Origin of the sequence: Streptomyces bambusae (genome assembly GCF_020532645.1) — a bacterium.
Taxonomy (GTDB): Bacteria; Actinomycetota; Actinomycetes; order Streptomycetales; family Streptomycetaceae; genus Streptomyces; species Streptomyces bambusae.
On record NZ_JAJAUZ010000004.1, the window covers coordinates 168,747 to 194,590 of the forward strand.

A 25,844-nucleotide genomic window follows, 5' to 3' on the forward strand; every position below is an offset into this window, starting at 1 on the left:
TACGTGTCCTTTCCCAACGGTGGACGAGCGCAGGTAATATTTCACATGTGACAGGTGATGGATAGGGCTCGCGCACGCCGGAATCCGGACCGGCGGCCCTGCGGACCGAGGGCCCAGCGGATCGGAGGGCCGCCGTCCGTCCGGGTTTCAGCGCACGTTCACGGTGACCGTGTGCCAGCCGGTGGCCCCGTCCGGGAGGGTGCCGGTGCGCCGCCCCGTCTGGGTGCGGCCCTCGCCGTCGGTCGCCCGGACGGCCAGCTCGTGCCGCCCTCCGGTGGCCGTCCACTCCCACACCCACTGCCGCCAGGTGTCGGCCGAGTCCGCCGCGGCGAGCCGGGCCTCCTGCCACGGGCCCCCGTCCACCCGGACCTCCACCTTCGCGATCCCCCGGTGCTGCGCCCACGCCACCCCCGCGACCGCCACCCGCCCGGCCCGCAGCGAGGCGTACGGCCGCGGCGTGTCGATCCGCGACTGCGTCTTCACCGGCGCCCGGGCGGCCCAGGACCGCTGCACCCAGTAGGCGTCGTACGCGTCGAACGTGGTGAGCCGCAGCTCCCGCAGCCACTTGCACGCGGACACGTACCCGTACAGCCCCGGGACGACCATCCGGACCGGGAAGCCGTGCGCGAACGGCAGCGGCTCGCCGTTCATCCCGACGGCCAGCAGCGCGTCCCGCCCGTCCAGCACCGTCTCGACCGGGGTGCCGAGCGTCATGCCGTCCACCGACCGGGCCACCAGCTGGTCCGCGGGACCGCCCTGCGACGGCGGCCGCACGCCCGCCTCGCGCAGCAGGTCCGCCAGCCGTACGCCGAGCCACCGGGCATTGCCGACCAGCGTGCCGCCGACCTCGTTGGACACGCATGCCAGGGTGATGTCCCGCTCCACCAGCTCCCGGCGCAGCAGGTCCTCGTAGCGGAGGGTCAGTGGCCGGGTCACGCCCTCGCCGTGGATCCGCAGCGACCAGCCGTCGACGGTCGACTTCGGCACCACCAGGGCCGTGTCCACGCGGTAGAAGTCCCGGTTCGGAGTGAAGAACGGGCCCAGTCCGGGCACCTCCAGCTGCACCCCGGCCGGTACCGGCCGAGCAGGGGAGGCGGGCGGCGGCAGCTTCAGCGCCGCCCGCGCGGCCTCCGCCTCCGCCGCACCCGAGGCGTTCACCTGGCGCCCCACCAGGCCTGCGAGCCCCGACAGAACCACCGTTCCGGCGGCCAGCTGGACGAACCGGCGCCGGTCCGGCGCGGACCCGGTGCCCGTGTAGCCCGCCCGTACGCGGACGGCGAGCAGGTACAGCACCGCGGCCGCGGTCAGCCCCGCCACCGCCGAGGGCACGGCGTCGGCCGGCCGCCCCTCCGGTCTGCCGACCGCCGCCACCGCGCCGAACAGGCCGAACGCGGCGGCCACCAGGGCGCCCGCCGGCGGCCGGCGCACCGCCAGCAGCCCGGCGGCCGCGGCGAACACGGCCAGCAGGGTCAGGATGCCGAGCTGGAGGACGAGCTTGTCGGAGGTGCCGAACGCACGGATCGCCCACTCCTTCACCACGGTGGGCGTCGCGTCGATCACCGCCCCGCCGACGGCCGTCACCGGCCCCGACTGCGGCCTGACGACCGCCGAGGCCAGCTCCGCCACGCCCAGCGCGGCGAACCCGGCCACCAGTCCGCAGACGGCGCCCCGGCGCCGGCGCACCGCGCGCCGGGCCGGGGTGTCGGAGATGTCCGCAAGGGTCACAGGGCCTCCGTGCTGCGCTGATCCGTATGGGTGAAGACCGTCAGGCAGGAAGTGCCCAGGCCTGGTTGGCGAGATTACGGCCGCACGGCCGGGCCCGCAGCCGCTCGGTGGTGGCGCTCGGCGCGTCGAGGCAGAGCCCGGAACCGGCCGTGGCGACGGTCCGGTCGGCCCGGTACCGCCACACCTGCCCCGATCGGCCCGCCGGGTCGCAGGCGGCCAGTGACACGGTCGCCGAGCTGCCCGAACCGGCGGCCGTCAGACAGCGCCCGCCCTGCCGCAGGGTGCCGTCGGCCGGTGTGGTCCAGCGCTGGTCGGCGTCGGCCGTGCACGTCTCCAGCAGCACCGCGCCGCCCCGCGCGGCACCGTCGCCGTCCGCGCAGCGCATGCCGTTCCCGGTGAGCTGCCCGGCCGGGACGGCCGGGGCGCAGTCCCGCGGGGTGAGCCGCCACACGGCCGTGCCGTGCGCCGGGACGGTGGCGGTCAGCGGGCCGGAGGTGTCGGCGGAGGCGCCGGTCCACAGGTTGCGGGCGGTCACCCGGCAGGACGGCAGCCCGATGCCGGCGAGGGGCACCACGGCCCGCCGGGCCGTCGAGGTCCGGTTCAGGACGGCCACCGCCCGGTCGCCGCCGGCCAGCGGGCGGGCCAGTACGTCGGTGCTGCCGTCGGTGGAGACCACCGCGGCCTGCCGGCCCAGCGGGTCCTGGTCGACGCGGATCAACTCCTCGTTGCCCAACGCGGCCAGGCCCGCCGCGGACAGCGCGCCCACGTCGGAGGAGAGGATGAACGGCGCCGCCATCATGGCCCACAGGGCGACCTGGGTCCGGCTCTCCTCGGCCGTCAGCCCGGGGGCGCCGGCGATCAGGAAGTCGGGGTCGTTCCAGTTGCCGGGGCCGGCGTAGCGGCCGAGCCAGCGGTTGTAGCCGTAGTTCCCGAGCACCGACGCCCAGCGCGAGGTGCCGGGGGCCGCCGGGTTGTACACCTGGACGTCCTTGCCCTCGCGCCACAGCTGCGCCGTGTCGCCCACCCAGCCGAGCACCGAGTACCAGGCCGGGCCGCCCCACTCGCCCTGCTGGAAGTAGGCGGGCGCGGACGCCGAGAGCACGATGGGCCGGCCGCTGGCCTGCAGGGCGCGGGCCGCCGCCGTGTAGGCCTTCCGGTACGCCTCCTCCTTCGTCTGGCCGGGGGCGATCCACATGTTGCAGCCGTCCATCTTCAGGTAGTCCACGCCCCAGGACGCGAACAGCCGGGCGTCCTGCGCGAAGTGGTCGGCCCCGCCGCCCTGCGGCGTCCCGCTGCCCGGGAACTTCTCGCAGGTCAGCGCGCCGGCGTCCTGGTACATCCCGAACTTGAGGCCCTTGCCGTGCAGGTACCGGCCCAGCCAGGCCATGCCGCGCGGGAACCGGGCCGGGTCGGCGACGAGGTTGCCGCTCGCGTCCCGGGACCGCTTCAGCCAGCAGTCGTCGACGGTCACGGTGTCGTAGCCCTTGGCGGCCAGCCCGGTGCGGACCAGCGCGTCGGCGTTGGCCACCACCGTCGCCTCGTTGATGTTGCACATGTAGTGCGCCCAGTTGTTCCAGCCCATCGGCGGGGTCGGGGCCAGTGGGGCGGCGGCCGCGGCCGCGTGGACGGCGGGCAGAGCTGGTGCCGGGCCGGGGAGGGCGGGGGAGGGGGCCGCGGCGGTGCGGGGTCCGGCCACGGCGAGGGGATCGGGGGAGGACAGGGCGAGCAGGGCGGCAGCCGTGAGGGAGCTGCTGAGGACACGCAGGCGTGGCGGCACGGAGGCTCCTCGACTCGGGGGACGTGCTGACGGTCTGGCGTGGCGTCAGTACTGCGATGCGCCGGTGCTTCGGTGCTTCGGTGCTTCGTGGGCGTCAGCACCCCTGGACGGAAGGGATGGTGACGCAGCGTCAGTGCTCAACGTATGCCCACAGAAAAACCCCGATGCACCTCCATATGGCTGCAATCGGGTGGATGGCAGGGGAATCCTCGGCAAACGGGATGATCCTTCCGCTGTTCCCGGGCATCCCGCGCAAGAAAAGAACGAGCGTTCTGATACGTCGTACGATACGCTGTATCTCATGCCGAGGACCTCACCCGCCCTGGACCGAGCCACCCCCGAGGCCATCGCCGCCGCCGCCCTGCGCCTCATCGACGAGGAAGGGCCCGCGGCGCTCAGCTTCCGGACCCTCGCCGACCGCCTCGGCGTCTCGCACGCCACCGTCCAGCGACGCTGCACCGACCTCGCCGGGCTGCTCGACCTGTGCACCGACCTGCTCGCCGCCCGGCTCCCCGACGTACCGCCCGGCACCGACTGGGCCACCGGCACCGAAGAGCGCTTCACCGCCCTCTACCGGCTCCTCGCCGCCCACCCCGGGCTGCTGGCCCTGCGCGGCAGCCGCCCCTGGCTGGGCCGCAACCTGCTGGCCCGGCTGGTCGAGCCCGCGGTCGCCGCGAACACCGCCGCCGGCATGAGCCCCGGCCGGGCGATGGCCGTCTACCGGCAGATGTACCTGCTCACCCTCGGCTGCGCCGCGTTCGTCGACCACCGAGACCCGGCGGGAGCCACCGCGGCCTCGCGGCGCGCGCTCGCCGCGCTCGACCCCGCCGAGTTCCCCGTCCTCGCCGCCCACCTGCCGGAACTGCTGCCGCCGCTCACCGACCACGCGGTCCACCGGGACGCCCTGCGCGCCCTGATCGCCGCGGCTCGCCCCCGTACCCCCGACACCCGACCCTGACCAGGAGGAACGCCGTGAAGCAGGACACGACCCCGGACGTCGCGCCGACCGCGGACGCCGCCGCGCCCCCGACCGCCGCCGACGTCCGCGCCGCCGCGGCCCGGATCGAGGGCCGGGTCCGCCCGGTCGCGCTCGCCGCCGCCGCCCCGGGCGTCTGGTTCGCGCTGGAACACCTCCAGCACACCGGCAGCTTCAAGGCCCGTGGCGCCCGCAACTTCCTCGCCGCCCACCGGGCCGCCGGCACCCTGCCCGCCGCCGGCGTCGCGATCGCCTCCGGTGGCAACGCCGGCCTCGCCTGCGCCTGGGCCGCCCGCGAGGAGGGGGTGCCCGCCACCGTCTTCCTCCCCGAGACCGCCCCGCCCGTCAAGGTGGCCCGGCTGCGCGGCTACGGCGCCGACGTCCGGCTCCGGGGCGCCGAGTACGCCGAAGCCCTCGCCGCCTCCCAGGCCTACGCGGCGGACTCCGGAGCGCTGCTCAGCCACGCCTACGACCACCCGCTCATCGCCGCCGGCGCCGGCACCCTCGTCGGGGAGATCCGCGGCCGGCTGCCGGAGCTGGACTCCCTGGTCGTCTCCGTCGGCGGCGGGGGTCTCTTCGCGGGCGTCGCCGCCGCTGCCCGCGAGCACGGCATCCGGGTCACGGCCGTGGAACCCGAGAACTGCCGCGCCCTGCACGCCGCGCTGGAAGCGGGCCGTCCGGTGGACGTGGCCGTGGACTCGGTGGCCGCCGACGCCCTCGGGGCCCGGCGCGTCTCGGCCGCTGCTCTCGCCGCCGCGGAGCACCCCGACGTCACCGCGGTCCTGGTGCCGGACGCGGAGATCGTCCGGGCCCGCCGCCTGCTGTGGGACGAGCACCGGATCGCCGTCGAGCACGCCGCGGCCACCGCCTACGCGGCCCTGGCCGCCACCGGCCCGCTCGGCCGGTGCACCGCGGTCGTGCTCTGCGGGGCCAACACGGACCCGTCCGACCTCCTCTGACCCCGGCCCGGAGCCCGCTCCCGGCCGGTGGGCGCGACGAACGACGAACGTCGCGCCCGCCGGCGACTTTCGAGAACACGCCCGGCCCGGCCCGCCTGCCAGAGTCGTCAGTGTCCGCAAGGACGTGGACCACCTGAAGAACGCGAGAGGGGAACGGGCGTGGCGGAGGAACGGCGCAAGGGATGTCTGATCGGCTGCCTGGTGGCGGGGATCCTGGGGGTCCTCGTCCTGGTGGCCGTCGGAATCGGGCTGTTCATGGTCGTGGACGCCGCCGACGACACCATGATCGACCGGGCGGTCTACGAGTCCGTGAAGACCGGCGACGCGGAGAGCGCGGTGCGCGGCAGGCTGCCGGACGGCGCCGGCTTCATCGAGGACGTCCTCAAGGAAGGCGGCCCGGCCAGGCCCGCGGGCACCAGCTGCGCCTGGTACCTGGACGAGGCGGACTCCGCGGCCGAGCGGGTGTTCCGCTTCTGCTTCAAGGACGGAAGGCTCGCGGAGAAGGCGGAGTACGTCGCGAAGTAGGCGCGGGCCCGCGGCGTGAGGCTGGACACAGAAGGGGTGCGCGCTTTTGCACTTAGTTGCAAAATGGGGGTCCGCTCGCTAGAACAGGAGTGACGACACCGCGCGAGGAGGCGCCCCCCGATGAGCCAGTACCCGCACCTGCTGAGCCCGCTCGACCTCGGCTTCACCACCCTGCCGAACCGGGTGATCATGGGCTCGATGCACACCGGTCTGGAGGAGGCCCCCCGAGGTTTCGAGCGGCTCGCCGCCTTCTACGCGGAGCGCGCCCGCGGCGGCGCCGGCCTGATCGTCACCGGCGGCATCGCGCCCAACGACCGCGGGCGCCCGATGGAAGGCGGCTCCCGCCTCACCACCGAGGCGGAGGCCGAGGAGCACCGGGTGATCACCGAGGCGGTGCACGCCGAGGGCGGCAAGATCGCCATGCAGATCCTCCACTTCGGCCGGTACGCCTACCACAAGGACCTGGTCGCACCCTCCGCGCTGCAGGCCCCCATCAGCCCGTTCGTACCGCACGAGCTGACGGACGCCGAGGTCGAGGAGACCGTCGAGGACTTCGTACGGGCCGCCCGCCTGGCCCGGTCCGCCGGCTACGACGGCGTCGAGATCATGGGCTCCGAGGGCTACCTGATCAACGAGTTCATCGCCGCCGCCACCAACCGGCGCGAGGACCGCTGGGGCGGCTCCTACGAGAACCGCGTGCGCTTCCCGCTGGAGATCGTCCGCCGCACCCGTGCCGCGGTCGGCCCCGACTTCATCATCATCTACCGTCTGTCCATGCTGGACCTGGTGCCCGGCGGCTCCTCCTTCGACGAGGTCGTCGCCCTCGCCAAGGAAGTCGAGGCGGCCGGCGCCACCATCATCAACACCGGCATCGGCTGGCACGAGGCCCGCATCCCGACCATCGCGACCTCCGTGCCGCGCGGCGCGTACACCTGGGTCACGCAGAGGCTGATGGGCGCGGTCTCCGTGCCGCTGGTCACCAGCAACCGCATCAACACCCCGGAGATCGCCGAGCAGTTGCTCGCCGAGGGCCGCGCCGACCTGGTCTCCCTGGCCCGCCCGTTCCTCGCCGACGCCGACTTCGTCGCCAAGGCCGCCGCGGGCCGTCCCGAGGCCATCAACACCTGCATCGGCTGCAACCAGGCCTGCCTCGACCACACCTTCAGCGGCAAGATCACCTCCTGCCTCGTCAACCCGCGGGCCTGCCACGAGACCGAACTCGTCCTCGCCCCGACCCGGTTGAAGAAGCGCGTCGCCGTCGTCGGCGCCGGCCCCGCCGGGCTGGCCTGCGCCGTCTCCGCAGCCGAACGCGGCCACGAGGTCACCCTGTTCGAGGCCTCCGACCGGATCGGCGGGCAGCTCGACATCGCCCGCCGCATCCCCGGCAAGGAGGAGTTCAACGAGACGATCCGCTACTTCGGCACCCAACTGGCCGAGCACGGCGTCGACATCCGCCTGAACACCCCCGCCGACCTCGCCGCCCTTCGTGGCTACGACGAGGTGGTCGTCGCCACCGGCGTCACCCCCCGCGTCCCGGAGATCGAGGGCGTCGGCCACCCGAAGACCGTCACCTACCTCGACGTGCTGCGCGACGGCGCCCCCGTCGGCGAGCGAGTGGCCGTGGTCGGCGCCGGCGGCATCGGCTTCGACGTCGCCGAATACCTCACCGACAGCGGCGAGGGCGCCTCCCAGGACCCCGACGTCTACTTCCGCCACTGGGGTGTGGACACGGCGTACGAGAACCGCGGCGGACTCGGCACCCCCGAGCGGCCCACGACCCCGCGCACCGTGCACCTCCTCCAGCGCAAGACCACCAAGGTCGGCGCCGGGCTCGGCACCACCACCGGCTGGATCCACCGCGCCGAGATCAAGCACCGCGGGGTGACCACCGTCGCGGGTGCCACGTACGACCGCATCGACGACGAGGGCCTGCACATCACCGTCGGCGGCGAGCAGCACCTCGTCCCCGCCGACACCGTGGTGCTGTGCACCGGCCAGGAGCCGCGCCGCGACCTGTACGAGGAGCTGACCGCCGCCGGCGTCAGCGCCCACCTCATCGGCGGGGCCGACGTGGCCGCGGAACTCGACGCCAAGCGCGCGGTGCGCCAGGGCACCGAGCTGGCCGCGCAGCTGTAACGGCCTGATCCGCCGCGGCGATTGTGGCGGCCCACCGCGGCCGCCACAATCGCCCTGTGACACAGACATCTCCGCAGACCCCGCCGCAGCCGGCCGGCCTCACCACCGCCGCCGCCGAGAAGATCCTCGCGGACAACTTCGCACCCTGGGTGCTCGACCTCGGCCTCACCGTCGCCGAGACGGGCGACCGCCACGCCGTCCTCCGCCTGCCCTGGTCCGACCGCCTGGCCCGGGACGGCGGCGGCCTCTCCGGCCAGGCCATGATGGCCGCCGCCGACACCGCCACCGTGATCGCGGTGTCCGCGGCCCGCGGCGGCTACGGCCCGATGACCACCGTCCAGCAGTCCACCAGCTTCCAGCGCCCCGTCGTCGGCGCCGACCTGCTGATCGACGTGCGGATCACCAAGCTGGGCAAGCGGATGGCGTTCGCGGACGTCACCCTGACCGCCGAGGGCGCCGAGGAGCCCGCGGCCCGCGCCTCCACCGTCTACGCACTCCTCGGCTGAGACACCCTTCAGCCTGCCCGCCCTGCGGTCCGTCCGGCAGCGCCCGGACGGACCGCAGGGTAGGGGAAACCCGACCCCCAGGTCTCGATCCCGGCCCACTGACGGCACGTCACCACCCGGCTGGAATGGGGGCATGCTGACCGAACGGATCCGCCGGGCTCACGCACCGGCAGACAACAGGCTCTTCCAGTGCGGCAGTTGGCTGATCGCCGCGCTGTGCGCCGGCAGCCTGCTGCTGTTCTCCACCCTGCCCACGCACCGCCACTGGGCCCTCGCCGCCACCCTCGGCTACGTGGCCGCCGCAGCCGCCCGCCTCCTGCTCCCGGCTCGGTGGGCCCGGCCCGCCGCCGTCGTGACCGCCCTCGCGGGGGCCGTCGTACTGCCCCTCGGGTACCTCCTGCTGACCGGCGGCGCCCAGAGCGAGGTCGGCGTCGTCGAACGCGCCGGCCGGCTCCTCGTCGAGCAGGGCACCCCCTACCTGGCCGACCCGCAGACCGTCGGCGAGGTCACCCCCTACCTCCCGGGCATGGCGCTGTTCGGGCTGCCCCGGGTCGTGTTCGGGGACGGCGGACCGGCCGGCCGGGTGCTGGGCGACGCCCGGCTGTGGTGCGCCCTCGCGCTCCTGTGCTGCCTGTGGGCGGGCCGCCGGCTGCTCCGCCCCGCATCGGGGGCGGCCCTGCCGGCCCGGTCCTCCGCCCTCGGCACCGGAGCGCTGGTCGCGTCCCCCGTCGTGGCCCTCCCGGTCGCCGTCAGCGGTATCGACCTGCCGCTCGCCGGACTGCTCTGCCTCGCCCTCGCCGGTGCCGCCCGAGGCCGCCCGGCGACCGCCGGACTCGCCCTCGCCGCCGCCTGCTCGCTCAAGTGGACCGCCGTACCCGCCGTGGTCGTCGCCGTCGTCCTGCTGGTCCGGCTCGCCGGCCGCCGCGCCGCCCTCCGCTGCGCCGCCACCGCCCTTGCGGGCACCGCCGCCCTCGTCCTGCCCGGTGTGCTGCGCGCCCCGCGGGCCGCGTACGAGCAGGTCCTCGCGTTCCCCACCGGCCGCGGCGACCTGGAGACCCCCGCCGACAGCCCGCTGCCCGGCGGCCTCCTCGCCGACCTCGGCCCCTGGGGCTGGTACGCGGCGGTGGCCCTGCTGCTCGCCGGGGGCGCGGCCGTGGCGCTGTCCCTGGTGGTCCGGCCGCCGTACGACCTGGTCTCCGCCGCCGACCGGCTCGCCCTGGGACTGTGCACGGCCTTCCTGCTGGCCCCGGCCGGACGGTTCGGCTACCTCGTACTGCCCGTGGTCCTGGTGGTCTGGGCCCGGCTCGCCGACGGCGGCCGGCGGGCCGGCGCCGGCAGCCGCATCGTCGCCGCCGCCGGTACGGGCACCTGGGGCGGAGCCGGGTCCACCCGGCAGGCGGCGGCCCGTATGTGGCCGGCCGTCAGACCGACGGGTGCACTCCGCGCAGGTGCGCGAGCACGGCCAGCACCCGGCGGTTGCCCTCGGCCGGATCCAGGTCCAGCTTCATGAAGATGCCGCCGGCGTGCTTGACGACGGCCGCCTCGGTCACGGTCAGCCGCCGGGCGATGGCCTGGTTGGTCAGCCCCTCGGCCATCAGCGCCAGCACCTCGCGCTCGCGCGGTGTCAGCCGCCCCAGCGGCCGGTCGGCGCCCTGCTGCCGCAGCAGCACCCGCACCACCTCCGGATCGATGACGGTCTGCCCGGCTGCGACCCGCTCCAGTGCGTCCATGAACTCCGCGACCTCGCCCACCCGGTCCTTCAGCAGGTAGCCCAGCCCGCCGCCGGCCGGCGCCGCCCCGCCGAACAGCTGCGTCGCGTACGCCGTGGCCACGTACTGCGACAGGACGAGCACCGGCAGGCCCGGGTGCCGCTCCCGCAGCTCCATCGCGGCGCGCAGCCCCTCGTCGGTGAAGCCGGGCGGCATCCGCACGTCGGTGATGACCACGTCGGGCCGGTCGGCGTCCACCGCCCGGGCCAGCGCGTCGGCGTCGCCGACGGCTGCGGCCACCTCGTGTCCCACGGCCGACAGCAGTTCGACCAGCCCGGCCCGGAGCAGTACGGCGTCCTCGGCCAGCACTATCCGGAGCACGGCACCTCCACGCGCAGCACGGTGGGCCCGCCCACGGGACTGGTCACGGTCAGCCTGCCTTTCACGATGGCCAGACGGTCGGCCAATCCTTGCAGACCCGTGCCGGCCGCCGGATCCGCGCCGCCCCGGCCGTCGTCCGTGACCGTCAGCACCAGCACCCCGCCGGTCAGCCGGCCCACGACCTCGACCCGGCCTGCCCCGCTGTGCTTCGCCGCGTTCGCCAGGGCCTCGGTGACGGTGAAGTACGCCACCGTCTCCACCGACGGGGCGGGCCGGGACGGCAGCCGGATGTCCGCGGTGACGGGAACCGCGCTGCGCAGGGCCAGTTCGTCGACGGCCGCCGCCAGCCCGTGGTCGGTCAGCACCTGGGGGTGGATCCCGCGGATCAGCCCGCGCAGCTCCTCCAGGGCCTGCCGGGCCTCGGCCCGGGCCCGGACAATCAGCGCCGAGGCGGGCGACTCCTGCCCGCGCAGCTGGAGTTCGGCCAGCCCCAGCGTCATCATCAGCGCCACGAGATGCTGTTGGGCGCCGTCGTGCAGATCGCGCTCGATGCGCCGCCGCTCCGCCTCGAAGGCGTCCGCCAACCGGGCCCGGGACCGGGTGAGTTCGATCACCCGGCTGTCGTCGGAGGGCTCCTCGCGCGCCGCCAGCAGCGCCCGGGCCACCCGCACCTGCACCCCGGCCAGCAGGCTCCCGGCGTACGCGCTGACCACCAGCCCGGCCAGCCCGGCCGCCGTGCCGGGCAGCGCCCCGACGGGTCCGGAGACCGGCTGCCCGGGCACGAGCATCACGGTGTCGGGGGCGATGGCCCACACGATCACCGGGGAGACGGTCAGCATCACGGACAGCCCCAGCAGCGCGGTGAACGCGTACCCGGCGGCCGTGAACACCGTCGCGAAGAGCAGGACGTAGCCGAACTCCCGCCAGGTCGCCCGCTCCCGCAGCCGCGTCGCCAGCCAGGCCGGGGCTCCGGGGCGCGGCGGCCGGACGTGCGGTCCGGCGGGCACCGCCGGCTCGACGAGCCGCAGCCGGCGCCGCTCGGCGGCCGCCAGCGGGACCGCGGACACCACGGCCGCGGTCAGCAGCAGCAGCCCGATCCCCAGCAGGGACAGGGCGAATCCGGTCACGATGAGCACGGACAGCACGGCCAGGGCCGCGAACCCGGACACGGCTCCGCTGAGCAGGTACGCCCAGACCCGCAGCGGCCACGCGGACCAGAGGAACCGCACGGGCCGCCGCCGCACCGCCTCCCAGACGGCAACGGACTCCGCCTCGGCCATCACGGACCCCCGACCGCTCGCTGATGATCGACTTCGGTACGACCCTAGGGTCCATGGGCGCCCACCTCGGAGGCGGGGTGGGGCTTCAGATTCATGGATAATGGGAGCCCTCCATTGCTAATCAGTTAAATCGGGGCGGGAATACCTTTGATTCGGAACAAGTCGGCGCTGCGTGCGGCGGCGCTCGGCACGGTCGCGATGCTCTCTCTGGTGGGCTGCGGCGAGGCCACGTCCACGTCCCCGGCCGCCGCCGGGCAGTCGGCGGACGCCCTCGGCCGGACGGCCGTCGACGCCGAGGTCGACGCCGCGGTCGCGGAGGCCGGGCTCAAGGGCCTGTCGCCCGACGCGGACCCGGCCGCCTCGGCAGCCGACCGCCGGCTCGCCACCTGCACGACCCTCTGGGCCGGCAGCCCCGACGCCCCCGTCGGCACCGGCAAGGGCGCCGAGCCCTTCGCCGCCGTGCTGCGGGCCCTGGAGAAGCGCGGCTGGACCGTGGCCGAGCGGAAGCAGCAGGGCGCCGTCACCGAAACCCGGCTCACCGACGGCACCTGGACCCTCATGGCCAAGCTCACCGAGAGCGACCGCGTCGACAACATCACGCTGGCCGCCCACCACGACAGCTGTGCCGCCGACGTGGCCGCCCGCACCGACCGGGGCCGGCTCTAAGCCGTGCCGGTCGAGGGCGTCCCGGCCGGCCCGGTGGCCACAGCCGCTCCCCGGGCCACCGGCTTCGACCTGGAGCGCTGGGCCGAGGACGTGGCGCGGCTCGCCCGGGACGTCGAGCGCGCCTTCGAGGCCGTCCACGGCTTCGCGCCGGACGGGCACCGGGTGTGCCGCGCCGGACCGCAGGAGGCCGCCGGGCTGACGGCCCGGCTGCGGGCGGCCGGGGCGCACCCGTCGGCCGTGGCCTTCTGGTCCCGACTCGCCGTCGTCGAACTCCCCGACCTGCACAACGGGTTGTGGCTCGACGACACCGACCTCGTGCCGCGCGACGAGGCCACCCGGCTGACCGGTGCCGTCGAGGACGTGGTGACGGGCCTCGGCAGCGACGGCGGCGGCGCGTACTACGCGGTGAGCACCACGACGGGGTGCGTGTACCACCTGGTCTCGGTCGTGCCCGAGCCGGACGGATCGCTGGACGTGGGCGACCGCTGCCACGCGGTGGCCGCACCGGACCTGTGGACCTTCCTCGCGGACCGGCGCACCGAGCTCGCCGCGGCCGCCGAGTTCACCGCGGCGCACACCAAAGCCGGCTGACGCACCGTCATGTCCGGCCCGGCCCCGCGAGCGTGCGGAGCACCGTCCGGGCCACGGTGTCGTTCTCGCGGAGCACGGGCGCGTCGGTGCCCGGCCGGGCGAGGGCGATGACGCCCCTGATCTGGGTGGGCGCGCCGAGCGCGATCCGCCGCGGGTGAGGCCCGCCCAGCGACGGGTCGACCAGGTGCCTGCGGGGCGAGACCCGCAGCAGGCCGGAGTCCGCCGCGCCGGCCCGGCCCGCGCCACGGCCCTCCGGTGCGGTCTCCGCGGCGACCGCACCGGCCCGCCACAGCCCCGCCACCAGCGGATCCCGGGCCCGCGCCACGGAGAAGCCCGGCTGGTAGGCCTCGACCAGGGCGGTGGCGTGCACCGTGTGGCCGGGCACGGACGTGCCCGTCGCCGTGAAGGTCCCCGCCGCCTCGTCGGTGCCGATCCGCATCCCCGCGCCGACGAACCGCACGATGCCCGCCTCGGACAGCGCCAGCAGCTGCCGCAGCCGGAAGGCGGGCGGCCCGGAGCCGAGGAAGCTGAAGAACCCCTGCCACCAGCCGTCGACGCCCGCCGCCAGCGCCCGGGCGGCGGCCGGTCCGCCGGCCGCGATCAGCTCCGGCAGCCGGTCGTACACCGCATGCAGGGCAAGGGAAGCCCCCAGGTCGGCGCTGAACCGCGGGTCCTCCCGGCGGGCGAGCCCCCGGCCGATGTGCCCGCGCAGGTGCTCCTGGAGCCCCTCCGGCGACCCGCACACCACACCCTCCAGCGGCCGGTCCAGGGCGTCCGGATCGAAGCGGTCCGCCGGATCCGGCACGGCCGCCGCGACCAGACCCGCCATGCCGGGGGAGTACCAGTCGAGCCGGTCGTAGGCCACCAGGAACTCCGCCCACGGCACGGCCGTACGGCCCGGGTGGCCGTGGAACAGCTCGTGGTAGTGGCCGAACCCGATCTCCTTGGCCATCGACGGCCACACGTCCCGCCGCAGGTCCGGCGGCCGCCCCCGGCCGAGCAGCGCCGCCACCGCAGCCGGCCCGAAGTGGTGCGGCAGCGGCGGCCGGGGACCGCGCAGCCGGTACCGGATCTTGGCGTGGTACGGCACCCCGCGCCGCGATCCCACGTACAGCACCGGCTCCCGACCGGACGGGACGTACGCCAGGCCGCCGGCGGTGGGCCGGAACACTCCGCCGCGACCCTCCGTGAGCAGTGCCAGCAGATCGGTGAAGGCCAGCCCGAAGCCCCGCACCAGGACCGGCTCGCCGGGCCGCAGGCCGGCGAAGTCGGCGTCCGAGGTGAACTCCGGCGGCTGGTGGAACCGGCCGTGCCGGCGGGCGAACGCCCCGTGGCGCCGGTGCTCCTCGTCCGGTGCGGCACCCAGGTGCCCCTGCGAGAGGACCACCAGGTCGGCGGTGAGCGGCACGGCCCGGCCGGCCAGGTGGACCCGCTGGGGCCCGTCGGGCGGGCCCGTGACCGCGGTCGCCGTGGCGCGGTGCGTCCGGACGGTGACCGCGGACGGCAGCTCGGCCAGCGCCCGGCGCAGCACCCAGTCGAGGTAGGCGCCGAGGGCACGCCGGCTGGCGAAGTCGGTGCCGGACAGCGCCCGCAGCTCCGCGAGGACATCCGGATCAGTTGGCTCCGCATACGGTTCGTGGCGGGGGCTCCGGCCGGCGAACTGGGCGGCCCACTGAGCCAGCGTGGGCCCCGGACGCACCGGACCGGCCAGGGTGGCGGACCCGTCCGTGAACATCGTGACGTTCTCCGCCACCGAGTTCATCCGCAGCAGCGGCGACTGGTCCAGCCGCCAGATGCGGCCCGGCCCCGCCGGATGCGGATCCACCAGATGGATCTCCAACGCCCGCCCGTCGGGCCAGAGTCCGGGCGCGTTCGCCGCGATCCGCTCCAGCAGCCCGGTGGTCCGCGGCCCCGCCCCCACCACGACCAGCACGGCGGGCCGCCCGCTCCCCTCCGGGACACCGCAGCCGGCGGACGGGACCATCGGAACCTCCTGGGGGCGCACGGCACGGACCCGCCCAGCCTGCCCGACCCGCCGTACGCGTGTCCCCACCCCCAGGGTGCGCCACCACGAGGCGTCGCGGGGTCGGGTGAGATCCGGAGGGGAAGGGTTAGGCTCGCCCGCATGCCCGATCTCGTGATCCTGCGGCACGCGAAGAGCGCCTGGCCGCCGGGAGTGCCCGACTCCGACCGGCCCCTCGGACCGCGCGGCCTGCGGGACGCGCCCGCGGCCGGCGCCCTGCTGGCCCGGGAGCACCCCCGGCCGGACCTCGTGCTGTGCTCACCGGCCCGGCGGACCCGCCAGACCTGGGAGCTGGCCGCCGCCCGGCTCCCCGCCGAGCCGCCGGTGCGCCACGAGCCCCGGCTGTACGCGGCCGAAGCGGAGGAGATCCTCGACCTCGTACGGGAGACCCCCGCGGACGTCGGCGGCCTCCTGCTCGTCGGGCACAACCCCGGCCTGCAGGAACTCGTCCTGCTGCTCGCGGGCGGCGGCCCCGGCGACGCCCTCGACCGCATCGGGGCGAAGTTCCCGACCTCCGCCGTCGCCGTCCTCGGCTGCCCGGAACCCTGGTCCGCCCTCACCCCCGGCAGCGCCGTCCTCAAGTCCTTCGACATTCCACGGGGTTGACCACCGCACAGGAGTTTCGCGACACCTCCTAGAGCGCCGGGAACCCGGGCGGGATGCCGAGCACCGGCGCGATCGTCGCCCAGATCGCCGACCGGGCGCCGGCGAGGTCGACCCGCGGATCGGCCAGCATCACCCGGATGCCGAGCCCGTCGCACAGCGCCAGCACCAGCGTGCCCAGGGCCGCCACGTCGCACGGCCGGAACTCGCCCGCGGCGATGCCCCGTTCGACCGCGCCGGTGACCCACGCGTGCAGCTGCTCGTACAGGTCCACGGCCAGGTCCCGGGCCGCGGTGTCGCGCTGCGCGCGCACCCACAGCTCCTGCCACAGCTTCCAGTCCTGCCGCAGTTCCCGGTCCGACGGCAGCATGCTGCACAGGATCCGGGCCAGCACCACCGCGGCGGGCACCGAGCCGTCACCCTCGGTGTCCAGCCCGGTCTGCGCGAACGAATGCGTCATCGCCTCGGCGAACAGCTTCTCGCGGGTGTCGAAGTGGTAGTGCAGCAAGGCCTTCGAGACGCCCGCGTGCTCGGCGACCTTGCGCATGCTGATGTTCTCGAAGCCGATGTCGGCGATCACTTCACACGCGGCCGTCAGGATTCGCTCACGCGTCTCCAGTGCGCGCTCGGCCTTGGTCACGTCGGCTGCTCCCCGGTCAGTGGCCCGTCGACGGGGCGGTGGGTGGGTGGAAGGACGGCGGGTGGTGCGGCGGTCCGGCCCGCCGCACCACCATCCTGGCGCATGGCGGCTCAGGAGCCCCCGTAGACGTGGAAGCCGCGGCCCGTCTTGCGGCCGAGCAGCCCCGCGTCCACCATCCGCGACAGCAGCGGCGGCGGCGCGTACAGCGGCTCCCGGTACTCCGCGTACATCGACTGCGCGATCGACCGTACGGTGTCCAGGCCGATCAGGTCGGCCAGCGCGAGCGGCCCCATCGGGTGGGCGCAGCCCAGGGTCATGCCCCGGTCGATGTCCTCCGCGGACGCCGCGCCCGCCTCCGCCATCCGCACCGCCGCCAGCAGGTACGGCACCAGGAGCGCGTTCACGACGAACCCCGCCCGGTCCTGCGCCCGCACCACCTCCTTCCCCAGCGCGTCCGCGGCGAACGCCCGGGCTCGGCGGGCGGTTTCCTCGGACGTGAGCAGGGACGGCACCAGCTCCACCAGCGGGAGCACCGGCACCGGGTTGAAGAAGTGCAGGCCGACGACCTGCGCCGGCCGCCGGGTGGCGGCCGCGAGCCGGATGACCGGGATGGCGGAGGTGTTGGTCGCCAGCACGGCGTCCGGGCGGGCCACCACCTCGTCGAGCCGGGCGAAGACCTCCAGCTTGGCCCGCTCGTCCTCGGCGACGGCCTCGACCACCAGGTCCCGGTCCGCCAGGAGCGACAGGTCCCCGGTCACCGTGATCCGGTCGGCCGCGGCCTTCGCCTCGGCATCGGTCAGCTTCCCGGCCGCCACGGCGCGGGCCAGCGAGCGGGTGATCCGCTCCCGGCCCGCGTCCGCGGCCGCCCCGTCCGCCTCCACCACCACGACGTCCCGGCCGGCCCGGGCGCACACCTCGGCGATGCCGGAGCCCATCAGACCGCAGCCGACGACCCCGATCCGCTCGGTCGCGGTCGAGGTCGCGGTCACCGTCTCGGCGTTGGTCACGGCCCCGGTCCCGGTCACCGGCCGGCCGCGCCGTCGCCGGCCGGCATCTGCAGAACGCCCGTGCCCCGCTTGACCAGTTCACCCGCGACGATCAGTCGCTGGATCTCGGAGGTGCCCTCCCAGATCCGGTCGACGCGCAGCTCGCGGTAGAGCCGCTCGACCGGGTAGGAGCGGTCGTAGCCGCGGCCGCCGAAGATCTGCACGCAGCGGTCGACGACCCGCCCGGCGGCCTCGCTCGCCGACAGCTTGGCGATGGCCGCCTTCGCGTGCAGCGTCTTGCGGTCCGCCGAACCCGCGTCGACCTCCCAGGCTACCTGGTGGGTGTAGGCGCGGTTCACCGCGATGTCCACGGCGCAGTCGGCCAGCATGCCCTGGATCAGCTGGAAGTCGGCGATCGGCGAGCCGAACTGGCGCCGCTCCACGGCCCAGTCGCGCGCCAGCTCCAGCGCCCGCTCGGCAGCCCCGATCGTACGGGCGGCGATCATCAGCCGCTCCTCGGTGAACCAGGAGCGGGTGATGTCGTAACCGTTGCCGACCCCCCCGAGCACGGCGTCCTCGGGCACGTGCACGTCGGTGAAGGTGAACTCGGGGTGCTCGTAGACGAACGTGTGCATCCAGCGCGGCACCCGGGTCATCTCGATGCCCGGCGTGTCCTTGTCCACGAGGAACAGGGTGGGTGCCCGCTCCTCGCCGGCGGCGGCCAGCACGATCATGAAGTCGGCGTGGTCGCCGACGGTCACGAACCACTTCTCGCCGTTCAGCACCCAGCCGCCGGGGGTCCGGGCCGCCGTCGTGCGCAGGCTCTGCGGGTCGGAGCCGGCCTCCGGCTCGCTGACCGCGTAGCAGTCCCGGCGCCGGCCCCGGATCACCGGCACCAGGAACCGCTCGCGCTGCTCGGGCGTGCAGTGCGACAGCGCGTTCGCGGGCCGCCACACCATGTCCCAGAGCGCGCCCGTCAGCCGGCCCAGCTCGGCCTGCACCGTGACCTGCTCCAGGATGGTCAGGCCGGCGCCGCCCCACTCGACGGGCATGTTGACGGCCTGCAGTCCGCTGTCCAGCACGGCGTCGCGGATCTCCAGGTGGGCCTGCGGCGGCAGGCCGTTGTTCTCCTCGCAGTCGAGCTCGTACTTCATGATGAACTCGGTGAGTTCGCGGGCGGCGCCCTGGAGCTCCAGCTGGCGCGCGGTGAGACGGAAGTCCATGGAGGTCTCTCGGTCCTTTCGGCTTGCGGTGCAGTGCGTGCAGTGCGTGCAGTGCGGTGCGGTGGGATGCAGTGCTGTGCGGTGCAGGGGTGGGGGGATGCGGGGCGTACGGGGTCAGCGCGGGAAGGCCAGGGCCCGGGTGCCCCGCTTGACGAGCTCGTTGGCGATGATCAGCCGCTGGATCTCGGAGGTGCCCTCCCAGATCCGGTCGACGCGCAGCTCGCGGTACATCCGCTCGACCGGGTAGGAGCGGTCGTAGCCTCGGCCGCCGAAGATCTGCACGCAGCGGTCCACGACCCGCCCGGCGGCCTCGCTCGCCGACAGCTTGGCCGTCGAGGCCTTGGCGTGCAGGGTCTTGCGGTCGGTACCCGGCTGGTCGGCCTCCCAGGCCACCTGGTGGGTGTAGGCGCGGTTCACCGCGATGTCGGTGGCGCAGTCGGCCAGCATGCCCTGGATCAGCTGGAAGTCGGCGATACGGGAGCCGAACTGCCTTCTTTCCAGGGCCCATTCACAAGCAAGTTCCAGCGCCCGCTCGGCGGCGCCCACCGTCCGCGCGGCGATCATCAGCCGCTCGTCCGTGAACCACTCCTTCGTCAGCTCGTAGCCGTTGCCGACCCCGCCCAGCACGTCCTCGTCGGCGACGAACACGTCGGTGAACGTGAACTCGGGGTGCCCGTTCACGGCGGAGTGCATGAACCGCGGCACCCGCGTCATCTCCACCCCCGGCGCCTGCTTGTCCACGAAGAACAGCGTCGCCGCCCGCTCCGGCCCGGCATCGGCCTGCACCAGCAGGAAGTCGGCGATGTCCCCGCAGGTCACGAACCACTTCTCGCCGTTGAGCAGCCAGCCGCCCTCGGTACGGGTCGCGGTGCTCGTGCCCGACGCCGGGTCGGAGCCGGCACCCGGCTCGGTCACGGCGAACGCGTCGAAGCGCTCGCCCCGGATCACCGGCAGCAGGTACTTCTCGCGCTGTGCCGCGGTGCCGTACGCGAGGACGTTCGCGGGCCGCCAGGGGATGTCCCAGAGGCAGTTGGTGACCTTGCCGAACTCCTCCTCGACGATCACCTGGTCCAGCAGCGACAGGCCGGCGCCGCCCCACTCGGCGGGCATGTTGATCGCGTAGACGCCCGCGTCGATGGCGGCCCGGGTCAGCTCCCGGACCGTGTCCGCGGGCAGCGGCCCGCCGGCCTCCTCCGACTGGTCCTCGTACGTCATCAGCAGGCGGGCGTACACGGCGGCACGCTCCTTGAGGGCGGTCTGTTCGGGGGTGTAGCGGAAGTCCATGGGTGGTTCCTCCGAAGCGCAGGTACCCGGCAGTGCGGGGGAGAGGGAAGGGGGAGGGACGGGCGGTGGGCCGGCTCAGCCCAGGACGGCCCGCGCGTCCAGGGCCAGCGCGCCGTCGGGCCGCACCAGCAGCGGGTTCACCTCCAGTTCGGCGATCTCCGGATGGGCGGCGGCCACCTCGGTGATCCGCTCGATCACTGCGGCCGCGGCCGCCACGTCGACGGCCGGCCGGCCGCGTACGCCGTCCAGCAGGGCACCGGCCCGCAGCCCCCGCAGCAGCTCCGCGGCCCGCCCGGCCGGTACGGGCGCCAGCGCGAACGCCACGTCGCGCAGGGTCTCCGTCAGCACCCCGCCCAGCCCGACCACGGCCACCGGCCCGAACCGCGGATCCCGGTTCACGCCGACGATCAGCTCGATGCCGTCCGACAGGTCGGCCATCGCCTCGACCGAGTACGCGGACGCGCCGAGCCGGGCGTGCATCTCCCGGTACGCGGCGAGCAGCGCCGCCCGGTCGGGCAGCCGCAGCGCCACCCCGCCCGCATCCGACTTGTGCAGCAGGTGCAGTGCCTTCAGTACGTACGGGCCGTCGAAGTCGTCGGCGGCAAGGAGGAGTTCGGCCTCGTCCGTGACCTCCCGGGCGGCCGGGAACGGCACTCCGGCGGAGGCGAGCAGCGCCCGCACCCCGTGGTACCCGGGGTCGCCCAGCGGCACCGCGGGCGCCGGCAGCGGAGCGATCCGGGAGGCACCGGCCAGCCGCGGGGCGGTCATCGCGGCCAGGGCCCGCGCGGCGTCCTCGGTGGCGTCGAACACCGGCACCCCGGCCCCGGCCAGCACCCGGCAGCTCGGCGACTGCGGGTACATCGACTGGACGACCAGCGGCTTCGGCGACGCCGCCAGCCGCCCGACGATCTCCCGCGCGGCCCGGGTCTCGCCCTCGGCCAGCACCGAACCGCCGGCCGGACCGCCGCCCAGCCCGCCCTCGGAGGCCGCATAGCCGCCGAAGTAGCCGGTCATCAGCACCCCGTCGACCTCGTCGGCGGCGAGCAGCGCCCCGACGGTCCCGGCGTACGACAGCGGGTCCTGTTCGCCCATGCCCGCGAGGTCGACCGGGTTCCCGACGGCCGACTGGGCCCACAGCACCCCGCGCAGCCGTCCCTGGACGTCGGCGCCGAGCTCGGGGACCGACAGTCCGGCGTCCTCGGCCGCGTCCGCGGCGACGGCGCCGTGGCCGCCGCCGTCGGTGAACACCGCGATCCGGGACCCGCCGGCGGATCCGCGGCCGCGGGCCGGGGCGCTGAGCCCGGCCAGCACGACGGTCATCTCCCTTGGCGTGCGGACGAGTTCGACGCCGGCGTCGCGGCAGGCGGCGGCGACCACGTCGGCCGAGGTGGTGAGGGCCCCGGTGTGCGAACGGGCGCTGCGCGCGGAGGCGCTGCCCCGGCCGGCGGTGAGCAGCACCACCGGCTTGCCGGCCGCCGCGGCGGCCGCGGCGAACGCCCGGCCGTCGCCGAAGTCCTCGGCGTACACGGCGATCACGGAGGTGGCCTCGTGCCGGGCGCAGTCGGCCACCAGGTCGACGAGGGTGACGTCGGCCTGGTTGCCCAGCGACACGAACCGGGAGAACCCGAGGCCGTGCGGGGCGCCGCGCAGCTGGAGTTCCAGGGCCAGGTTGCCGCTCTGGCTGAGCAGGGCCACACCGCCGGGCGCGAACCGGTCCGACGCGAGGTACAGCTCGGTCGTGTTGTCGGCGATGCCGAGGCAGTTGGGTCCGACCAGGACCGCCCCGGCGGCCCGGACCCGGTCCGCCACCGCCCGCTGCCGGGCCAGCCCGGCCGGACCCGCCTCCGCGAACCCGGCGGTGATCCCGACGATCGCCTTCGCACCGCAGGCCAGTGCGTCGTCCACGGCCGCCTCGAACCCGGCACCCGGCACCGAGATCACCACCAGCTCGACCGGCTCGCCGATCGCCGCCAGGGATTCCGCGGCCCGCTGCCCGAGGACGGTGCCCCCGCGCCGGTTGACCAGGTGGACGGGCCGCCGGCCGGGGGCGCGCAGCGCCTGGGAGGCCACCGCGTGGCCGTACTTCGCCGGGTCGTCACTGGCGCCGACCACCGCGACGGAACCGGGGTCGAACAGTGAGGTCAGATCGCGTGCCATGCTCAACGCTCCACTCTGAGGGCCGAGTTCGGGCAGCTGTCGGCGCAGGCGCGCGCGGTGTCCTCGGCCCCGGCGGGCACGGCAAGGTCGATGACCTGCGCATAGCCCCATTCGTCGAGTTCGACGAGCTCGGGCGCGTGCTCCTGGCACAGCCCGTAGCCCTGGCAGCGGGTGGAGTCCAGCAGGAGTTTCACGGTGTTCCCCTTTGGTGGTGCGGGTGGAGGAGGGCGGAGGAGAGCGGGTCCGAGGGCTCAGCGGGTGCCGTACGCGGGCTCGGGTGCCGCGGGGTGCACGACGGTCCCGGGCGCGGGTGCGGGGCGGCGTACGGCGGGGGCCGCGGCCGGCCGTCGTCCGCCGGGAGGCCGGCCGGCTCCGTCACCTCCGGGACCGCGACGGTCAGCCGCTCCGCGCACTGGGCGGCACTCCGTCCGGCGCAGGCCGGGCACGGGGCCGCGAGGTGGGAGCGGACGGGCCCGGGGAAGGCGCGCAGCAGGCTGCCGGCGAGACCGGCCGCGGCGTCCAGCAGCCCGCAGGCGCCGCGCCCGCGCAGCCCCCCGGACCAGCGCTCCAGGTCGTCGAGGACGCCCGGCCGGGCGGTGCCCGCCGTCAGCGCCGCCAGCGCGCCGCCGACCGCGGCCGTGCCCGAGACGCAGACCCCGCACTGGCGGGCGCTCTCGGCGGCCAGGTGGGCCACGGCATCGGCGGCGACGGCGACCGGGCAGGCGCCGGCGGGCAGGAAGCGGACCGCACCGCAGCCCAGTGCGGTGCCGGCGGCGGCGAGCGCGTCGGGGTCCAGGGCCAGGCCCAGCGCCGGGGCGCCGACCAGACCGCCGAACAGGCCGCCCATCAGCGCTCCGCCCGGACCCGGCACCCCGATCTCCGCGGCCAGGTCGGACAGGGTGACGCCGTAAGGGACTTCGAGCAGTGCCGGGGGTGCGGCGCCGGGGCCGGCGGCGGCCAGGGTGACCAGGGTGCTGCGGGCGATCCGGGTCCGCTGCCCGGGCCGGGCGGCCGTGAGCGCGATCCGGGCCAGCGTCTCGACGTTCGCGACCAGGGTCGGCGCCCCGCCGACGCCCCGCTCGAACGGCCGGGGCGGTTTGGCGGCCGGCAGGGCCGGCCCGCCGTCGATCCGGCGCACGACCGCGGTCTCCTCGCCGGCCACGTACGTGTGCGGGGCCGCCACGACCTCGACGGGCAGCGCCGGCGGGTGCTCGGCCAGCGCCCGGCGGACACGGTCGGCCGCGACCGGGTCGGAGAGGTACACGTACCCGCGGGCGGCGCCGGTGATCGCGGCGGCCTGCGCCAGGCCGTCGAGGACCAGGTGCGGGCGGGCCCGCAGCAGCCACCGGTCCTTGACCGAACCGGGCTCGCCCTCCTCGCCGTTGGCCACCACCACGGCGGCCGGGCCGGCGTCGCGTACGGCGCGCAGTTTCACGGCGGCGGGGAAGCCGGCCCCGCCGCGGCCGCGCAGCCCGGAGGCGGCGAGGTGGGCCAGCAGGTCGTCCGGGCCGGTGGCGCCGGCGTAGCCGCCGGCCGCCCGGTAGGCGTCGGCGCTCTCCGTCACGTCCGGTGCCGCTCCGAGCACTGGGCCCGGCCGCAGCGCGGCCGGGCGGCGGATCGCGGTCATGGGAGGTCTCCTGTCGGGAGGTGGGTGCGCAGCGTGCGGACGGCGGCTTCGAGCGCGGTACGGTCCGCGGCGGTACGGCCGTAGGCGGCGCCGGGCAGGCCGATCAGCATGCGGTGGTGGTCGAGGACGACCTCGCCGGCGAGCAGGGCGGCGGCGGGATCTCCGGGGCGCCGCCCGGCGGCCACGGCGGTGACCAGCTCGGCGACCTCGGCGAGGTAGCGGAGCCAGCTGTGCCGGCTGCCGCGCAGGACCAGGTGTTCCACGCGGCGCCGCTCGGCTTCGGCAGGGGCCGGGCCGGGCGGGACGGGGCCGGGGGCGGCGGCGCGCAGGGCGGCGACCGCGGCGGGCAGTTCCCGTTCCGGTTCGGGGGTGAGACCGAGCCAGTCCAGACGCCGACGACCGCTCATGCGTGCCTCCGGGGAGGGATGGGGTGGGGGAGGGGGCCGCCCGGCCGGCACCGGGGGCACCGTACGGAATCCGGAGGGCGGAATCCGGAGGGCGGCATCCGGACAGGGGGCCGGGCGGGGGCGGATCCGGCCGGCCGGGGAGCCCGGGAACGGCGGGCCGGAGGGGTGGGTGCGATGTATGCGGCGGTCGGCCGTATACGGGCTGCTTCGGACCGGCGAGCTGGCAGAACGGGGCGAAAGGGCCGGCGCAGCGACGGGAACCACGGTTGCTGACCGAGCGGTCAGCGTGCAATCAAGCTAGCTGACCGATCGGTCAGCGTACAAGTCTTGACCCGGCGGAAATGAGCCAGCAATCTGGCTGTCCAATCGGTCAGCGTGGTTCCGGATGCCGTCCGGGACCCCGTCTGCCCGCTGCTGGGCCGACACGCCGTCGCACGCCGACACCGACCGCCGCGCACGCGGCACGGAGGAGTCACCGATGCACTCCAGAGCCCCTGTCACACCCCTCGGCCGGCCGGAGCCGGACGCACCCCCGCCCGCCCTCGCGGCCCGCTACTACACCGATCCCGACACGGCCGCGGCCGAGACCCGGCACGTGTTCGCCAGGTCCTGGCAGCTCGTCTGCCACGAGTCCGACCTGCCGCAGCCGGGCGCCCGGCTCGCCGCCGCGGTCGCCGACCGGGAGGTCCTGGTCGTCCGCACCGAGGACGGCGGCCTCGCCGCCCACCTCAACGTCTGCCGGCACCGCGGCACCCGCCTGGTCACCGCCCCGGAACCGGCCGGCAAGGCCATCCGCTGCCCGTACCACGGCTGGACCTACCGACTCGACGGCAGCCTCGTCGGCGCCCCCGAGGCCCGCCAGATCCCCTGCCTCGACAAGCCCGCCCTCGGCCTGCTCCCGGCCCGCGTCGAGTCCTTCCTCGGCTTCGTCTTCGTCAACCTCGACCCCGATGCCGTACCGCTCGCCGAGAGCTGCGCCGGACTCGCCGAGGCCGTCGGCCACTACGCGGACGCCGACCTCGTCCCGGTCGGCCGCGCCCGCATCCACGACCTGGCGGGGGCGGAGGTGCAGGAGGCCAACTGGAAGGTGGCGGTGGACAACTACCTGGAGGGCTACCACGTCCCCGTGGCCCACCCCGGGCTGATGCGGCTGCTCGACTACCAGGGCTACACCTGCGACATCGACGAGTCGTACGTCCTGTTCGCCTCCCCGCTGCGCGAGAAGCCGTCCTCGAACTGGGCCGAGCGCCTCTACCAGCGCATCGCCGCCCCCATGCCCGGCCTCGCCGAGGCCGACCGCCGGATCTGGCGGTACGCGGTGATCTACCCCAACACCCTCATCGACTTCTACCCCGACCACGTCCTGGCCTGGACCGCCGTCCCGACCGCCGTGGACCGGGTGGCCGTCCCCGGCGCCTTCTACACCCGCCGCGGCACCGGCCTGCGCACCCGGCTCGCCCGCCGCCTCAACATGCACATCGGCTGGATCACCAACGACGAGGACGCCGAACTCGTCGCCCGCGTCCAGAAGGGCCTGTCCACACCCGGATTCGAACCGGGCCCGCTGTCCCGCCGCGAGTCCGCCGTCGGCTGGTTCGCCGACCGCATCCGCGCCGACCTGGACCGCTGAACCGAACCGAGCCGAGCCGAGCCGAGCCGAACC

Annotated in this window: 23 protein-coding genes; 10 read left to right on the plus strand and 13 right to left on the minus strand. The window is 75.3% G+C overall.

Going from position 1 to position 25,844, the window contains the following annotated elements; translation table 11 throughout:
• Positions 1-147: 147 nt before the first annotated feature.
• Positions 148-1,683 carry a molybdopterin-dependent oxidoreductase gene (locus LG634_RS04685; protein WP_226732365.1) on the minus strand — a complete coding sequence of 512 codons (1,536 nt, stop codon included), beginning with the start codon at positions 1,681-1,683 and terminating at the stop codon, positions 148-150.
• A gap of 82 nt (positions 1,684-1,765) precedes the next feature.
• Positions 1,766-3,502 (minus strand): ricin-type beta-trefoil lectin domain protein, encoded by a 1,737-nt coding sequence (locus LG634_RS04690; RefSeq protein WP_226732302.1) that lies wholly within the window; start codon positions 3,500-3,502, stop codon positions 1,766-1,768.
• A gap of 301 nt (positions 3,503-3,803) precedes the next feature.
• Here LG634_RS04690 and LG634_RS04695 point away from each other — a divergent pair, with 301 nt between their 5' ends.
• From LG634_RS04695 to LG634_RS04720, 6 genes are all read left to right on the plus strand, one after another.
• A complete protein-coding gene (locus tag LG634_RS04695) occupies positions 3,804-4,460 on the plus strand; it encodes a TetR/AcrR family transcriptional regulator (protein WP_226732303.1) in 657 nt (218 codons plus the stop codon).
• A 14-nt stretch (positions 4,461-4,474) separates the two neighbouring features.
• Positions 4,475-5,437 carry a serine/threonine dehydratase gene (locus tag LG634_RS04700; protein WP_226732304.1) on the plus strand — a complete coding sequence of 321 codons (963 nt, stop codon included), beginning with the start codon at positions 4,475-4,477 and terminating at the stop codon, positions 5,435-5,437.
• Between the two features lie 159 nt (positions 5,438-5,596).
• Positions 5,597-5,962: a hypothetical protein gene (locus LG634_RS04705; protein WP_226732305.1), complete on the plus strand. Its 366-nt coding sequence runs from the start codon at positions 5,597-5,599 to the stop codon at positions 5,960-5,962.
• Between the two features lie 120 nt (positions 5,963-6,082).
• Complete coding sequence (locus LG634_RS04710) at positions 6,083-8,098, plus strand: NADPH-dependent 2,4-dienoyl-CoA reductase (RefSeq protein ID WP_226732306.1); 2,016 nt, start codon at positions 6,083-6,085, stop codon at positions 8,096-8,098.
• Between the two features lie 56 nt (positions 8,099-8,154).
• A complete protein-coding gene (locus LG634_RS04715; RefSeq protein ID WP_226732307.1) occupies positions 8,155-8,604 on the plus strand; it encodes a PaaI family thioesterase in 450 nt (149 codons plus the stop codon).
• Between the two features lie 133 nt (positions 8,605-8,737).
• On the plus strand, positions 8,738-10,114 hold the full coding sequence (locus tag LG634_RS04720) for a glycosyltransferase 87 family protein (protein ID WP_226732308.1): 1,377 nt from the start codon (positions 8,738-8,740) through the stop codon (positions 10,112-10,114).
• Here the strand turns inward: LG634_RS04720 and LG634_RS04725 are convergent.
• Both LG634_RS04725 and LG634_RS04730 read right to left on the minus strand, forming a co-directional pair.
• Positions 10,026-10,694, minus strand: coding sequence for a response regulator (locus LG634_RS04725; RefSeq protein WP_226732309.1), 669 nt, complete (start codon positions 10,692-10,694; stop codon positions 10,026-10,028). The two genes, LG634_RS04720 and LG634_RS04725, sit on opposite strands and share 89 nt — an antisense overlap.
• Positions 10,682-11,974, minus strand: a complete 1,293-nt coding sequence (locus LG634_RS04730; protein ID WP_226732310.1) for a sensor histidine kinase — start codon at positions 11,972-11,974, stop codon at positions 10,682-10,684. Before LG634_RS04730 ends, LG634_RS04725 begins: the two co-directional genes overlap by 13 nt.
• 147 nt (positions 11,975-12,121) lie before the next feature.
• Between LG634_RS04730 and LG634_RS04735 the strand changes: the two genes are divergently transcribed.
• Positions 12,122-12,640 carry a hypothetical protein gene (locus tag LG634_RS04735; protein WP_226732311.1) on the plus strand — a complete coding sequence of 173 codons (519 nt, stop codon included), beginning with the start codon at positions 12,122-12,124 and terminating at the stop codon, positions 12,638-12,640.
• Positions 12,641-12,643: 3 nt separating this feature from the next.
• A complete protein-coding gene (locus LG634_RS04740; RefSeq protein ID WP_226732312.1) occupies positions 12,644-13,231 on the plus strand; it encodes a hypothetical protein in 588 nt (195 codons plus the stop codon).
• A 7-nt stretch (positions 13,232-13,238) separates the two neighbouring features.
• Here LG634_RS04740 and LG634_RS04745 read toward each other — a convergent pair whose 3' ends face one another.
• Complete coding sequence (locus LG634_RS04745; protein ID WP_226732313.1) at positions 13,239-15,215, minus strand: FAD/NAD(P)-binding protein; 1,977 nt, start codon at positions 15,213-15,215, stop codon at positions 13,239-13,241.
• A gap of 141 nt (positions 15,216-15,356) precedes the next feature.
• Here LG634_RS04745 and LG634_RS04750 point away from each other — a divergent pair, with 141 nt between their 5' ends.
• Positions 15,357-15,860 (plus strand): SixA phosphatase family protein, encoded by a 504-nt coding sequence (locus LG634_RS04750; protein ID WP_226732314.1) that lies wholly within the window; start codon positions 15,357-15,359, stop codon positions 15,858-15,860.
• 28 nt (positions 15,861-15,888) lie between these two features.
• On the opposite strand, the gene LG634_RS04755 is transcribed toward LG634_RS04750, so the two are convergent.
• The 8 genes from LG634_RS04755 to LG634_RS04790 all read right to left on the minus strand — a co-directional run bounded on the left by LG634_RS04755 (position 15,889) and on the right by LG634_RS04790 (position 24,181).
• On the minus strand, positions 15,889-16,497 hold the full coding sequence (locus tag LG634_RS04755) for a TetR/AcrR family transcriptional regulator (RefSeq protein ID WP_226732315.1): 609 nt from the start codon (positions 16,495-16,497) through the stop codon (positions 15,889-15,891).
• Positions 16,498-16,607: 110 nt separating this feature from the next.
• Positions 16,608-17,504: a 3-hydroxybutyryl-CoA dehydrogenase gene (locus LG634_RS04760; RefSeq protein WP_226732316.1), complete on the minus strand. Its 897-nt coding sequence runs from the start codon at positions 17,502-17,504 to the stop codon at positions 16,608-16,610.
• A 14-nt stretch (positions 17,505-17,518) separates the two neighbouring features.
• A complete protein-coding gene (locus LG634_RS04765) occupies positions 17,519-18,706 on the minus strand; it encodes an acyl-CoA dehydrogenase family protein (protein ID WP_226732317.1) in 1,188 nt (395 codons plus the stop codon).
• Between the two features lie 114 nt (positions 18,707-18,820).
• Positions 18,821-19,990, minus strand: a complete 1,170-nt coding sequence (locus LG634_RS04770; protein WP_226732318.1) for an acyl-CoA dehydrogenase family protein — start codon at positions 19,988-19,990, stop codon at positions 18,821-18,823.
• Positions 19,991-20,065: 75 nt separating this feature from the next.
• On the minus strand, positions 20,066-22,147 hold the full coding sequence (locus tag LG634_RS04775) for an acetate--CoA ligase family protein (RefSeq protein WP_226732319.1): 2,082 nt from the start codon (positions 22,145-22,147) through the stop codon (positions 20,066-20,068).
• 2 nt (positions 22,148-22,149) lie between these two features.
• Positions 22,150-22,341 (minus strand): ferredoxin, encoded by a 192-nt coding sequence (locus LG634_RS04780; RefSeq protein WP_226732320.1) that lies wholly within the window; start codon positions 22,339-22,341, stop codon positions 22,150-22,152.
• Positions 22,338-23,774, minus strand: a complete 1,437-nt coding sequence (locus LG634_RS04785) for an NADH-ubiquinone oxidoreductase-F iron-sulfur binding region domain-containing protein (protein WP_226732321.1) — start codon at positions 23,772-23,774, stop codon at positions 22,338-22,340. Before LG634_RS04785 ends, LG634_RS04780 begins: the two co-directional genes overlap by 4 nt.
• On the minus strand, positions 23,771-24,181 hold the full coding sequence (locus tag LG634_RS04790) for a hypothetical protein (RefSeq protein WP_226732322.1): 411 nt from the start codon (positions 24,179-24,181) through the stop codon (positions 23,771-23,773). The genes LG634_RS04785 and LG634_RS04790 overlap by 4 nt, the downstream gene beginning before the upstream one ends.
• Before the next feature lie 478 nt (positions 24,182-24,659).
• On the opposite strand from LG634_RS04790, the gene LG634_RS04795 reads away from it, so the two are divergent.
• Positions 24,660-25,811 carry an aromatic ring-hydroxylating oxygenase subunit alpha gene (locus tag LG634_RS04795; protein WP_226732323.1) on the plus strand — a complete coding sequence of 384 codons (1,152 nt, stop codon included), beginning with the start codon at positions 24,660-24,662 and terminating at the stop codon, positions 25,809-25,811.
• Positions 25,812-25,844: the final 33 nt, after the last annotated feature.

What these genes read in the sequence shown, in the direction of transcription:
- LG634_RS04790 (WP_226732322.1), bottom strand. Translation starts at nt 24,181, where the DNA reads ATGAGCGGTCGTCGGCGTCTGGACTGGCTCGGTCTCACCCCCGAACCG.
- LG634_RS04750 (WP_226732314.1), top strand. Translation starts at nt 15,357, where the DNA reads ATGCCCGATCTCGTGATCCTGCGGCACGCGAAGAGCGCCTGGCCGCCG.
- LG634_RS04775 (WP_226732319.1), bottom strand. Translation starts at nt 22,147, where the DNA reads ATGGCACGCGATCTGACCTCACTGTTCGACCCCGGTTCCGTCGCGGTG.
- LG634_RS04730 (WP_226732310.1), bottom strand. Translation starts at nt 11,974, where the DNA reads ATGGCCGAGGCGGAGTCCGTTGCCGTCTGGGAGGCGGTGCGGCGGCGG.
- LG634_RS04695 (WP_226732303.1), top strand. Translation starts at nt 3,804, where the DNA reads ATGCCGAGGACCTCACCCGCCCTGGACCGAGCCACCCCCGAGGCCATC.
- LG634_RS04795 (WP_226732323.1), top strand. Translation starts at nt 24,660, where the DNA reads ATGCACTCCAGAGCCCCTGTCACACCCCTCGGCCGGCCGGAGCCGGAC.
- LG634_RS04785 (WP_226732321.1), bottom strand. Translation starts at nt 23,774, where the DNA reads ATGACCGCGATCCGCCGCCCGGCCGCGCTGCGGCCGGGCCCAGTGCTC.
- LG634_RS04765 (WP_226732317.1), bottom strand. Translation starts at nt 18,706, where the DNA reads ATGGACTTCCGTCTCACCGCGCGCCAGCTGGAGCTCCAGGGCGCCGCC.
- LG634_RS04745 (WP_226732313.1), bottom strand. Translation starts at nt 15,215, where the DNA reads ATGGTCCCGTCCGCCGGCTGCGGTGTCCCGGAGGGGAGCGGGCGGCCC.
- LG634_RS04720 (WP_226732308.1), top strand. Translation starts at nt 8,738, where the DNA reads ATGCTGACCGAACGGATCCGCCGGGCTCACGCACCGGCAGACAACAGG.
- LG634_RS04770 (WP_226732318.1), bottom strand. Translation starts at nt 19,990, where the DNA reads ATGGACTTCCGCTACACCCCCGAACAGACCGCCCTCAAGGAGCGTGCC.
- LG634_RS04710 (WP_226732306.1), top strand. Translation starts at nt 6,083, where the DNA reads ATGAGCCAGTACCCGCACCTGCTGAGCCCGCTCGACCTCGGCTTCACC.